Below are 13225 nucleotides of genomic sequence, written 5' to 3' on the forward strand. Positions count from 1 at the left end.
ACTCTTTGAAATTTATTTGAAGAGAAAATTATGGAAAGTAGCAAAGATTTTTCTTTGAAAAAGTGGTATAAAATATTTATCATTATGATTATTACTAATATATTAATCTTAGGAATTTTTAGTTTTGTATCAGCAACCCTTACAAATTCATATTTAAATGAAATTAATGAGACATATGTTCCACTATTAAAAAATGTAATGTTGATTGATATGTATCATGACGGTTTACGCGGAAATGTTGTTAATGCTATGTATGCGTCTCTTACAAATGCTCAACAATCCGAAAAAGATGACATACTCGCAGAGAATAAGGATTTTACGAAAAAATTTACTGAAACTATAGAAACAATTAATAAGTTAAAAATAGATCCTGAACTTAAAAATAATTTTACTGAGGTAACAGTTTTAATAAAAAACTATGCTGAAGGTAGTACCAAAGTCATAAATTCTGCTTTTAATAGTAACAAAAAAATTGATTCTATTGAAGTTGAAAAATTTATGAATCTATTTAAAAATCTAGAAGAAAAGTTAGATAAGTTTTCTAAATCAATTCAAGAAAAAGTTGATACAGAAATTAAGAGAGATGATGAAATTTCACAAAACTTGAAATATGTAACTTTGCTAGCTGTTTTGTTTTTTATTTTGTTAACTTTACTATTTGGTTACTTTTTTATAACAAAAATTACCACAGCGATAAATACTATTGTCACAAGTCTTTTTTCACAAAGCCAAGATATTTTGCAAGAGGCTTCTCATTTAAATGATACATCTAGAGAATTAAATTTAGGTACTCAAAATCAAAATGCTTCCTTGCAAAAAACAGCCTCTGCTGTTCAAGAAATAAGTTCTATGATTAAAAAAACCTCAGAAGGAACAAATGAATCATCAGATCTCTCAAAAAATAGTGAAAAAACAGTACAAAATGGTGCTCAAATTGTTCTTAAATTAATTTCTTGTATTGATAAAATTAGATCAGGTAATAAAGAAGTAATGCAGCAAGTAAAGCAAGGTAACGATAGAATAAAAGATATTATTAAAGTAATTGCAGAAATTTCTAATAAGACAAAAGTAATAAATGATATCGTCTTTAAAACAAAACTACTTTCCTTCAACGCATCTGTCGAAGCTGCAAGAGCTGGAGAACATGGTAGGGGGTTTGCTGTTGTAGCTGAAGAAGTTGGTAACTTAGCAAAATTAAGCGGAGACTCTGCAAAAGAAATAAATCAATTGCTAGCTGAAAGTATTGAAAAAGTAGAAGATATTATTCTTACAACGACAAGTGAAGTAGATAAATTATTTAAAATGAGCAATCAAAATATAGTTGAAAGCACTGAAATTGCCAACCAATGTTCTGATGTTATGCAAAATACTGTAGAAAATGTTGTGCTTGTAAATAGATCAATAACTGAAATTGCAACTGCAGCAAAAGAGCAAGAATATGGAATATCTGAAATCGTTGATGCAGTTAATCAATTAGAAAAATCAACACAATCTAATGCTGTTGTTTCAGAACAAACTGCTAAGTCTGGTACTGAATTAACAAATAAAGCAAATGAAATATCTGAAATAATACAACATCTACAACTCATACTTGGAAGCAAAAAAGATAGAAATGTTGCATAATAATATAATATATTTGTTAGCACAAAAAAATATTACGTAATATTTTTTGTATTTTACATTGCTCTACGATATTGCCCTCCAACAGCATAAAGAGCCTGAGTTATTTCTCCAAGTGATGCATAGCGTGTAGTGTTGAGTAATTCAGCAAAGATATTATTATTTGTTAATACTTTTTCTTGTAAATTTTTTAAAGCAATTTTTTTCTTCTCTTCATTTTTTATTTTAAATTCTTCTAATCTATTCAATTGCTCATCTTTTTCTTTATATGATGCTCTTGAAAGTTGAATTTCATTTTTCTTTTCAATTTCTTCAGTATTCGGATTTAGATACGTATTTACACCAATTAATGGTAGTTGTCCGGAATGTTTCAAAGTTTCATAATATAGACTTTCTTCTTGTACTTTACCGCGTTGATATTGAGTTTCCATAGCACCCAAAACCCCACCTCTACTAGATATTTTTTCAAATTCTTCTAAAACAGCTTCTTCCACGGCATTTGTTAATTGCTCAATAAAGAAACTGCCTTGCATTGGATTTTCATTTTTTAATACACCAAACTCTCTGGCAAGAATAAGTTGAATTGCCATACTTCGTCTTACACTCTCTTCAGTTGGTGTTGTTATTGCTTCATCGTATGCGTTTGTGTGCAATGAATTACAATTATCCGATAATGCGAGTAATGCTTGGAGGGTTGTTCTGATATCATTAAAATTCATTTCTTGTGCATGCAATGATCGACCGCTAGTTTGAATATGGTACTTTAATTTTTGTGAGCGTTCATTTGCTTTATATTTATCTTTCATTGCAATTGCCCATATCCTTCTTGCGACTCTTCCAATAACTGAATATTCAGGATCCATTCCATTGCTAAAAAAGTATGCTAAATTAGGTGCAAAATCATCAATATTCATTCCACGACTCAAGTAATACTCAACATATGTAAATCCATTTGCTAAAGTAAATGCGAGTTGTGTTATAGGATTTGCCCCAGCTTCTGCAATATGATACCCGGAAATACTAACAGAATAATAATTTCGTACATTATTAAGAACAAAAAATTCTTGAATATCACCCATCATTTTTAGGGCAAAATCTATTGAAAAAATACAAGTATTTTGAGCTTGATCTTCTTTTAAAATATCAGCCTGAACAGTTCCTCTAACAGTTTCTAAAGTTTGTTTTTTTATTTTTTCGTATTCTTCTGTTGTTAATTTATTTCCTTTTTTCAGTTCTTCTTTTTCAATTTGTTGATCTATAGCGGTATTGAAAAAGAATGCAAGGATAATAGGTGCAGGACCGTTAATAGTCATACTCACACTCGTATTGGGATCACATAAGTCAAACCCTTGATAAAGTGTTTTCATATCATTTAGGGTTGCTATACTAACACCACTTTCTCCAATTTTTCCGTAAATATCAGGTCTTTTAGCAGGTTCATCACCATATAAAGTTACGCTATCAAATGCTGTTGACAATCTTTTTGCAGGATCATTTTTAGTAAGAAAGTGAAACCGATTATTTGTTCTGGCAGGTCCACCTTCCCCTGCAAATTGTCTTTTAGGATCTTCATCTGCTCTTTTAAAAGGAAACACACCTGCAGTAAAAGGAAAATATCCAGGTAAATTTTCATTTCGTAAAAATTGAACAATATCACCATAATTTTTATATTGCGGAAGACTTATTTTTTTAATTTTTAATCCAGATAAAGAAACGGAAAATGTTTTAACTTCATATTTTTTTCCTCTAACTTCATATTTAAACGCTTCACTTTCATAATTTTCTTTTAATTCTTTCCAATTTTTTAATTCATTTCCAATTTCGTTGGGTAATAAGTTCCATTGTTGACTTAATTCGTGAGCTAAAATTTCTTTAGCTGTATGATTTTTAATTAAATTAACAGAATTTTCGAGTGAAAAAATGTTAGTAGCAGTCTCTATATATTTATTTGTTTCTTGATGATAGTTTCGAACTGTATGTGCAATTTCTGTCAAATAATTCGTTCTGCTTTGAGGAATAATAGGAGAGCTATTGGAAGATTTCTTCCTGCAATTCATTTGAATTCTTTCTTCCCACTTATTTGAGTTGCTTTTCTTATTTAATAATTTTAAAAGTTCCTTATATATTGCATTAACACCGTCATCATTAAATTTTGCTGCTATCGTACCAAAAACCGGATAATCATTATCTGCAATATTTTTGTTACCTGCATATCTGCTCCTTCTAATGGTATTTTTAACGTCGCGATATGCATCTTCTGATCCTCTGCGGTCAAATTTATTTATTGCAATTAAATCAGCAAAATCCAGCATATCAATTTTTTCTAATTGAGTTGGAGCACCAAATTCAATTGTCATGACATATAGGCTGATATCAGAAACGTCTAATATACCTGTATCACCTTGTCCAATTCCGCTTGTTTCAACAATAATAAAATCAAAGTCCGCTGTGCGTGCAAGACATAATGCTTCAGTAGTAATCGATGACAATTCATTTTTACTACCTCTTGTCGCAAAACTATGCATAAAAACATTTTGATGATGAATGGCATTCATTCTTATTCTGTCGCCAAGTAACGCACCACCCGTTTTTCTTTTTGAAGGGTCTATACTAAATATACAGATTTTTTTTTCAGGAAATTCATAAGTAAAGCGGCGAATAATTTCATCAGTTAAACTGCTTTTTCCAGCGCCCCCTGTTCCTGTTACTCCAAGAACTAAAGGATGGTTATTTTTATTATTTTCTTCTTTTATTTTTTTGCCTAGTTCCATTTGATGACGAACGGATTCTGGAAGATAATTAGCATTATTTTCAATCATAGTAAGCGCTCTTGCAAAATGCAAAGGATCGTTTGCATTGACCTTTTTATCTTTTATCCCAACAGGCCATTCACAAAGGGCGTAATCTGATTTCTCTAACATGTCACAAATCATCCCCTCTAAACCCATTTTAAAACCATCTTCTGGAGAATATATTTTTGTAATTCCGCTTCTATGCAATTCATCAATTTCTTTTGGAATTATTACTCCCCCACCTCCACCAAATATTTTCATATCTGGACGACCTTTTTTATCAAGAATTTCTCGCATATATTTAAAATATTCTAAGTGCCCTCCTTGATAAGAACTGACAGAGATAGCTTGGACATCTTCTTGAATTGCAGCTTCTACAACTTCATTTACACTTCTGTTATGTCCTAAATGAATGACTTCAGCACCTCCTTGTTGTAAGAGGCGGCGAATAATATTAATGCTTGCATCGTGTCCATCAAATAGTGAAGTGGCTGTGACAAATCTAACTTTATTTTTTAGTTTATAGCTAAAACTTGTTTCCATTGATTCAATTCCTCTATATTGATCTAATATGCCTTTAGAGCATGCAGGTGAAGGTGTTTTAAAGTAGCATAATTTGTTGTAAATTATAATATAAATGGAGAAAACACAAAATGTGGCCTCTTTCCGCGAGTGAAATTTATCAAGCTATTTTGAAAAATCAAAAATGTGAAAAAGAATTTAATGCTATTATGATAAAAGGAGTTTGCATTGATAGTCGAAAAGTGAATTCTGATCTTTTGTTTGTTGCTATTAAAGGATCTCAACACGATGGGCATGCTTATTTAAAAGATTGTTTTCAAAAAGGTGTCCAATTAGCTTTAGTTGACGAGAATTCAAATTATCTAAATGAATTAACTATTGAGCAGAAAAAGAAATGTATTTGTGTTTCTGATGTTTTAGCTTCTTTTCGGCAATTTGCAAAATTTATGCGCAGTCAATTTTCTTTTCCAGTGCTTGGAATAGGTGGAAGTAATGGAAAAACAACCACAAAAGAAATGATAGCTAGTATTTTAAGTGGTGGAAATTATAAAGTAACAAAGACAGAAAAAAGTGAAAATGGTTTTTTAGGAATGGCAATAACTTTATGTCAAGAAGATCATAATAAAAATAAATCTCCTGATTGCTTAGTATTAGAAATAGGTATTGATGAAATTGGTGCAATGACACAGCATGTTGATTTAGGACAACCAAATATTTCTATTTTAACTGCTTTAGGACCAGAGCATCTTGAACATTTGATAAATTGGGAAACTGCAGCAAATGAAGAGTTAATATTATTTAAAAATCCAAAAACTAAAAGAATTTGGCAACTTTCTGATGAAAAAATATTAAAATTTTTTCTTGAACATGTAAAATTAAATGATCAAAATTCTGAAAGTGTCATTTCTTTAAAAAATGACTTTATTGTTGTCGAAAAAAAATATTTTGCAAAAATTGGAATAGATAAATCAACCATTTTAAAAAATATTTCAACTTTAATACTTTGGGATATATTTGAAATAACGCCTACAGGTAGCGAAGTTTCTATAGAAATAAATTCAAATATTTCAACAATAAAAAATGAAAAAGATATTCATTTTAAAGTACCACTTCCTGGAATTCATAATGCAAGCAACTTTGCATTAGCTTTTGCATCTGCTATAATGCTGAATAGAAGTTTAAATGAGATAGCTCTGGGTTGGTCAAAATTTGTTTCGCCTCCAATGCGTTCTCGTATTTCTTATTTAAAAGATCAAAATATTTTATTCGACGATTGCTATAATTCGAGTCCAATGAGTTTAGAAGCTGCATTACACGCAGTGCAAAATGAAGAATGGAAAGAAAAAAATAAACTTCTTATTCTAGGTGATATGCTTGATTTAGGAAACGAGTCAAAATACTGGCATGAAAATGTTTTTCATGCGTTAAAAAATATCAAGAATGCATACTTGTGTCTTTACGGCTTAGCAATGTATGATTGTTACAAGTTATTAAAAGAAACAGAAGATTTACTTTTATCTGAAAATAAAACTAGGATTTTTTGGCGTGCTGCTCAAGATGATCCTAGTCAATTTCTGACAGATATACATGTGAATTTATCTGGTTTTGTTATTCTAGTAAAAGGTAGTCGAGGAATGAAACTTGATAGGGTGATTAAATCTATTGAGTCGGTGTATTGTTAAAATCAGTCAATCCTCGATATGTGAAGCAATTTTGAATTTCGGGAGGTGTATACTATGCGACCTGAAGTACTTCAAAATGAACTTTTAAAGATTTTGGAAAATTCTTTTGTTGATAGAAGAACAACTGAACCCAAAGATGATACTGTTCTTTCTTTAAGTGAAGAACAAATGTTTAAGCTTTGGAATATTCTAGGAGAGGAGCTTGGCATAGATTTATCTTTAGCGACTGAAGATCAAAGAAAATTGCTTTTTGATGCTTGTGCAAACGGTAAACATATCGCTCCACGCGATTTTAGTTCGTTACTTTGGCTTGTTTACTACAGTGATACTTCTTATCAATAGAGGAATATAGTTTATGTTTAGCAGCATTTACAAAAGAAGTGCTGCTAAATTTTTATGAAAAAGACTTTATTTAAAAAAAATTAAAAATAATATAATAAAATATTAAATAAACATAATAGTAATAATAAAAAATAATTCGTTGACTTATCAAAATAACCTATATAATGTCTGCAACTAATAAAAAATAAATAGTTAAAATTTTATATCTAATTGGGAGAAGTTATGATTTCTTTTTTAAGAAAAATAAAATTATCTGTTTTAAGTTCAGCATTAATTTGTTGTTCAGTCAATGCACTAGAAGCAAAAGATATGCAGATTATTTCTCATCAAGATGATGATTTTTTATTTATGAATCCGGATATGGAAAATGCAATTAAAGCTGGTCATAAAGTTCAAACAGTGTATGTTACTTCAGGTGATGCAGGTTTAATTCATTGGAATGATGGTTACTTAAGCTTAAATGCTCCAGGGGTTCTTGTTTATCATTGGCAATTAAGAGAACTTGGTACCCAAGCGGCTTATGCAAAAATGGCGGGAGTAGCTAATGTTTGGACAGCACAAAAAATAAATGTCTTAGGAAAAGATTTAGATCTTTATACTTTAAGAGATGCACCTAATGTAACAATTATCTATATGCGATTACCAGATGGAAATCCTTCTGGTACAGGTTATTCAGAAACTTGTAATACTTCGCTTGAAAAATTATGGAAACATGAAACATCTTTTATTCCAAAAGTTAATGCAAGCAATTTTTGTCAACCACAACAATTTGAGAGTTATTCAAGAGAACAATTAATTGAAGTATTAACAAAATTAATTAAAGATTACTCGCCAAACATTGTAAGGACTTTAGATAGTACTGGAATTTACGGTAATGATCATTCAGATCACAAGCATTCAGCACTTTTTACACTAGAAGCTTTGCATGCAAGTAATAAAGAAATAAATTATAAAATTTATCGGGGCTACAATATTTCTTCTCTTCCTGTTAATTTAACAAACAATGACCGCAATATAAAATGGAATTCTTTTTTACAATATGCTGCATTTGATATGTGTAAATATCCTCGCCCATCACAACCTAATGGTGGAGCGGATCCAAATACGTGTGAAGTCAATACTGATTACACAACTTGGGGATATCGGATGTATTCTATTTCTGCAGTTAAAAATAGAAATGGAAAAATTCAAGGCTTGGGTGGTAAGTGTTTAGATGTAAGAGGTGCGCAAGCGAATAATGGTACCGATGTGCAAATTTGGGATTGTGTAAATACTCCACAACAAGAATGGAAACTGACTAATGAAGGATATTTGCAAGGTCTAGGTGGAAAATGTTTAGATGTCCGCGGTGGATCTGACACTAATGGAACGGCAGTGCAAATTTGGGATTGTGTGAATGTCCCACAACAAAAATGGACTTTAATGGAAAACGGTTTACTGCGTGGGATTTCTGGCAAGTGTTTAGATGTAAGAGGTGCTATCTCAACAAATGGTACAAATGTCCAAGTTTGGGATTGTGTTGATGAGCCGCAACAAAAATGGAAATTAAAATAATATAAATACAAATAGACTAAGACAATTTGAAATGTTTAAACTTGACTTTTTAATACAAATGAATGCAAAAAAAACATTTCATAAATTTCTTCTTTATCAATAATTTTCCCATAACTATTTTTGATATAATTATGAAATATTTTTGGGAAAAAATCTATATGTCCTATGTATTGATATAAGCCAAAGTTGGAGTCAAAAAAATAAATTTTTTCTGAGAAAAAAGAAGATTTTTCTTTCATAACAGCAATACAAATACTGTGTTTTAATAAACTTATAGTAATTGTAATTGGTTTGATAATCACAAATTTTTTTGTTTTATTTTTAAAATAATTTAATTCATTTTTTAGGTCACTAGAAAACTCTTTGGCTTTAAATTCATATTTTTTAGAATATAAATATTCATAAAACTGGTTTTTGAAAATATTTTGCAAAAGATCAAATTCACTTTCTAGTAAATTATCAGCATCATTATTTTTATTTACAAATTTAGTTTTATGATTATTTTTATAACTATTTTCAACGTCTTTAATATATTCTGAATCATTTATTTTATCGTTCAGAAGTTTTAATTTTTCTCTATTTTGTTTTTTTTCTGCAAAATTAGTAGCAGCATCTCTTAATTCTTGTAAATTTTTTCTTTCAATCATCATACTAATATCTAATTTTTGATTTACATGGGATTGTGTTAACATGACACTTTGTAAATAGGGATAATAGCTGTAGTCATTTGTATATAAATTAAAATGAACTATGGGTAGATTTTTTTTATTCCATTCATCACTTAAATATTTAGCAAATAAGGCTGTATATCCAAGACATAAACCATTTTTAAAATTCTCATGGAGAAACCTTTCTTCTTGAGATCTTCTTGCAAAAGGATTGTTTGCTTGGAATTTTGCTTGATCAAATGCAAATAATTTTTTTAAAAACATATATTTTTTGGCCTTAGAAATTAAAAAAAACCTAAGGAAATATATAAATTTTATCATGACCAATTGGTTAACCTGTTATTAAGATTATATTAATGTATTTAAGGAGGTTTCATTTTTTTTGGTTATCATTTTCAATCCACAATATTGCAATTCTCTTCTTTGCCCACTATATATAATCTTGGCTCAAAGAATATTAAATGAGCTTTATGTTTTTGTTTTCATTTCTTTTTGATCTAAAACATGCATCTAAATCTAGACTGTAAAAATATTTATCCATTTCATAAATAAAGGATGATATATTATGAAGCAAAAATATTATAATAAATCTATCTGGCAAAAAGTAAAAGACTATTTTGATCCACGAAAAGTAAAAATAAATTATAACTATCAAAAACGTGCAATGGCTATGAGTCTTATCTTTCTTACAGTTATTGTTGCTATATTAATTCGCTATGCATGGTTGACTGTTTTACCAACAGATTTACGTGCAAGGCTGATTGCTAAAGGTTCAAAACAACTTGAAACTAGTGTCACTTTGTCTAAGCCTAGGGCAACTATTACGGATAGAAATGGAAAAGTATTGGCTGTAAGTGTCTCAAGTACCAGTTTATATATTTTGACAAAGAAAATGCCGCAAGATGAAGAAACATTGAAGATTGTAGCAAAACAAATTCAAGTTCCTTATAAAGACTTGCTTAATTTGCGCAATGATAAAAGAAACTTCGTCTGGTTAAAAAGACAAATGACTAACAATGAATTAGTTTCTTTAGGTTCATTAAAAAAATGGAAAAATTTTATTGATACTGTTGAAGAACCAAAACGTATTTATCCAGAAAAAGATATTGCTGCGCAATTAATTGGATTTGTTGGTGCTGATGGAATTGGTCTAGAAGGTGTTGAAAAAATTTATAATTCTCGTTTGACAGAAAAACCTATTAAAGTGGATGCAAGGCGTGATGCACGCGGTAGAGTTGTGATTAATAAGGCTAATGATGCTTCAAAACCTGCGCAAATGTTGCCAAATCTTCGTCTTTCCATTGATATTTCTATTCAGCAATTTACGCAAAATGCCTTAAGAGATGGAGTGATTAAAGCAAAAGCAAAAGGTGGTAGTGCTATTGTGATAGACGTAACAACTGGAGAGCTGTTAGCAATCGCAAGTTATCCTACTTACGACTTAAATAATCCTCCTGTAAATGATCCTGAAGCCAAACGTTTTAGACCAGTTATGGATGCGATTGAACTTGGTTCTGCATCGAAACCAATGTGGATTGCAAAGGCTTTAGATTTAGGCATTATTCAGCCCAGCACTATATTTGATGTGCGTGGTGGTGCAATGAATGTTCCAGGGGGAGTCATTCATGATGACCATCCTGTTAATTTTAATTTAGATACACAGGGTGTGTTACGTTATAGTAGCAACGTGGGAATGTATAAAATTTCGTTAAAAGCAGGACGGGAACGTTTTTATGAATCCTTAATGAAAGTTGGCTTTGGCAGGTCTCCTGGCCTTGGTTTCCCAGGGGAATGGAAAGGACGAATTCATAAGCCAGAGTCTTGGAGTGAAATGCGTTTTGCAAATATGTCCTTCGGCCAGGGTTTTGCTATTTCTCCACTACAATTGGCACACGCTGTTACTATAATGGTGGGCGGTGGACAAGATAAAGGAATGAATATTTTAGCAAAAGATCCTGAACAAGAAAAAAACTTTGTAGGGCCACCTATTCAATTTATTCGCAAAGATACTAGCAAAACAATTTCAGAAATGATGGGGAATGTTATTGAACAAAGTAACGCTGGAAGAATTCCAGGTATTCTAGTAGGCGGAAAAACGGGTACGGCACAAATTTGGTCAAACAAAGATAAAGCTTATTCCGAACGCACTGCAGTCTACCAAGGAATTATACCTGCAAATAACCCTAAACTTGCCATTGTGGTTGTTATTGATGAAGTAAAGGTACGCCCTGCATACGGTGCTATGCTTGCAGGACCTGTGTTCTCGCAAATTGGGAGAAAAACTGTAGACTATTTAAATTCCCAAGGAATCTTTCATGTTGAGCCTTATGTGAACGCTTATCTTTCTAAAAGCGAAGACAAAAATACTCCAATTCAATAACTTGACTTTAGTATGGCATTGTTGCAAGGCTTATGTGCCACAATACTTTTAAGTATTTTCCTGATTGGACCCATGGTGAAGTGGATATCACGTAGGCCTCCGAAGCCTGAAGCGCAAGTTCGATTCTTGCTGGGTCCGCCATAGGGATAACCTTTATTTTCCTGTTTTTTTCTTTCCCCGCAAGATAGTCCCAACAGGGAATCCCAATTTTTTCTTGGGACAGTCCAAATTTCCAAAATTTGAAAAAACTCAATATTTTTAGTTAGTTTTAAACATTGCTGAGACTAAATTCTATTATTTTATTGATTTATCGTAATACATAAAGTATATTTTTTGTATTACGATAAGTATTTAGGAGGAAGGAGTGCAGTATGAGTGGCATGAAGAAAAAGCAGCAAAAAACAAGAAAAAACACGGAGTCGACTTCGAAGAAGCCAAAAGCATCTTCAACGACCCAAAAATTAAAATCAAATACGATGAAAACAACAGCGAAGAAGAAGACAGATTCCAAGCCATTGGATACTCAGAAAAATATCGCTGCCTCTTCGTTGTCTTCTGCGAATATGAAGGAGAAGGAGATGACACAATCAGAATTATCTCTGCAAGATGTGCTGAAAAATTTGAAGAAAAAATCTATTCAGAATCAGCAAAAAAAAGAACACGGATTTATTAGCCCAACTGCTCAAGAAAGAGAAGTATTGCAGAATGCAAAGAAAAAAATGGGTAGACCAAGAAAACAAGAAGAGCTTAGGAAAGAGGTTGTTTCTTTTCGCTTATCTGCTTTAGAAAAAAGTTTATTGTTTTATTGGGCTAAGAAAAATGGGTTTACAAATTGGGTAGATTGCGCTTTAGGTCAAGCAAAGAAAAGTAAAATAAAAATGAAAATTTCTGATGATTTTGATGCAGAATGTGAAGAAATAAACAATTTATTTTATGGTGATCATAAGTAAAAATTTAAATAAAAGAACAATTTGTGCATGTATTTAAGTTTTCATGTTGGCTGAAATGTTTTTTCTAAATGTTACTAATTAAAAAACTTGCCATATTTAATAAGACACGTATTGCTTAGGCTAGGTAATAAATACCATTCAAAAAAAGTGCTTAACGTACCTATGATGTTTTGTACCGTTTTAAGGGAACGAGCTTTTCCTTGGACCGTTTTTGTTTCAGTAAGCTTTATGGCAAAAGATAAAATTAAATTCTCATCAATTTCGGTAGGCTTTAAACTTCCAAATTCTGGCAACAAATACAACCTTAAATTTTGTTTATAAATAAATATGGATTGTGGCGAATAAAAACTAAATGGGTTATTCAACCAACTATCATATAACAATTCACACGTTGCAACAATAACCGAAGTTGGTTGTAACAACTGCGTTCGCCAAAAAATAGCATCTTCTTTATTTAAAAATGTTTTGGAATAATGTGTTCCTTTAACAGCAGATCTTGCTTCCCATTTGTTAATAAGCAGGATAAAGCGAGTTCCAATTAAATTTGCTTGTTGTTTTGTCATTATTAAAATGTCCTTTTGTTGAAAAAAAGACACCTCATCATGAAAACAAACCTGTAAGTAAGCTTGTAATCTTGCTTACTTTATGTATTATTTAATTATCAAATAACACCATGTGATTTGATTTTAAGGGGAAGCACGAGCTATGTGTCTTC

At 31.1% G+C, this 13225-nt stretch carries 10 protein-coding genes and 1 tRNA gene; 8 read left to right on the forward strand and 3 right to left on the reverse strand.

Features of this window, described 5'->3' with window-relative positions:
• Window positions 1-30: 30 nt before the first annotated feature.
• The gene (locus GOY08_RS07830) at window positions 31-1623 is read left to right on the forward strand and encodes a methyl-accepting chemotaxis protein (RefSeq protein WP_158998342.1); all 1593 of its coding nucleotides are present in this window, start codon (window positions 31-33) and stop codon (window positions 1621-1623) included.
• A 53-nt stretch (window positions 1624-1676) separates the two neighbouring features.
• Here the strand turns inward: GOY08_RS07830 and icmF are convergent, their stop codons facing one another.
• Window positions 1677-4955 (reverse strand): fused isobutyryl-CoA mutase/GTPase IcmF, encoded by a 3279-nt coding sequence (icmF, locus tag GOY08_RS07835; RefSeq protein ID WP_158998343.1) that lies wholly within the window; start codon window positions 4953-4955, stop codon window positions 1677-1679.
• A 110-nt stretch (window positions 4956-5065) separates the two neighbouring features.
• Between icmF and GOY08_RS07840 the strand changes: the two genes are divergently transcribed.
• From GOY08_RS07840 to GOY08_RS07850, 3 genes are all read left to right on the forward strand, one after another.
• Window positions 5066-6616 carry a UDP-N-acetylmuramoyl-tripeptide--D-alanyl-D-alanine ligase gene (locus tag GOY08_RS07840; protein ID WP_158998344.1) on the forward strand — a complete coding sequence of 517 codons (1551 nt, stop codon included), beginning with the start codon at window positions 5066-5068 and terminating at the stop codon, window positions 6614-6616.
• 54 nt (window positions 6617-6670) lie between these two features.
• Window positions 6671-6958 carry a hypothetical protein gene (locus GOY08_RS07845; protein ID WP_158998345.1) on the forward strand — a complete coding sequence of 96 codons (288 nt, stop codon included), beginning with the start codon at window positions 6671-6673 and terminating at the stop codon, window positions 6956-6958.
• A 222-nt stretch (window positions 6959-7180) separates the two neighbouring features.
• Complete coding sequence (locus tag GOY08_RS07850) at window positions 7181-8512, forward strand: ricin-type beta-trefoil lectin domain protein (protein WP_158998346.1); 1332 nt, start codon at window positions 7181-7183, stop codon at window positions 8510-8512.
• 35 nt (window positions 8513-8547) lie between these two features.
• Here GOY08_RS07850 and GOY08_RS07855 read toward each other — a convergent pair whose 3' ends face one another.
• Window positions 8548-9444 carry a hypothetical protein gene (locus GOY08_RS07855; RefSeq protein ID WP_158998347.1) on the reverse strand — a complete coding sequence of 299 codons (897 nt, stop codon included), beginning with the start codon at window positions 9442-9444 and terminating at the stop codon, window positions 8548-8550.
• A gap of 301 nt (window positions 9445-9745) precedes the next feature.
• Between GOY08_RS07855 and GOY08_RS07860 the strand changes: the two genes are divergently transcribed.
• The 4 genes from GOY08_RS07860 (at window position 9746) to GOY08_RS15750 (ending at window position 12510) form a co-directional block, all read left to right on the forward strand.
• Window positions 9746-11560 (forward strand): peptidoglycan D,D-transpeptidase FtsI family protein, encoded by a 1815-nt coding sequence (locus GOY08_RS07860; protein ID WP_158998348.1) that lies wholly within the window; start codon window positions 9746-9748, stop codon window positions 11558-11560.
• A 66-nt stretch (window positions 11561-11626) separates the two neighbouring features.
• Window positions 11627-11701, forward strand: a tRNA-Arg gene (locus GOY08_RS07865).
• A gap of 223 nt (window positions 11702-11924) precedes the next feature.
• Window positions 11925-12233, forward strand: coding sequence for a BrnT family toxin (locus GOY08_RS15745; RefSeq protein ID WP_158998349.1), 309 nt, complete (start codon window positions 11925-11927; stop codon window positions 12231-12233).
• Window positions 12139-12510, forward strand: a complete 372-nt coding sequence (locus GOY08_RS15750) for a hypothetical protein (protein WP_158998350.1) — start codon at window positions 12139-12141, stop codon at window positions 12508-12510. The genes GOY08_RS15745 and GOY08_RS15750 overlap by 95 nt, the downstream gene beginning before the upstream one ends.
• Window positions 12511-12584: 74 nt before the next feature.
• On the opposite strand, the gene GOY08_RS07880 is transcribed toward GOY08_RS15750, so the two are convergent.
• A complete protein-coding gene (locus tag GOY08_RS07880; protein WP_158998351.1) occupies window positions 12585-13073 on the reverse strand; it encodes a hypothetical protein in 489 nt (162 codons plus the stop codon).
• Window positions 13074-13225: the final 152 nt, after the last annotated feature.

The sequence above is a fragment of the Pigmentibacter ruber genome (assembly GCF_009792895.1).
Taxonomy (GTDB): domain Bacteria; phylum Bdellovibrionota_B; class Oligoflexia; order Silvanigrellales; family Silvanigrellaceae; genus Silvanigrella; species Silvanigrella rubra.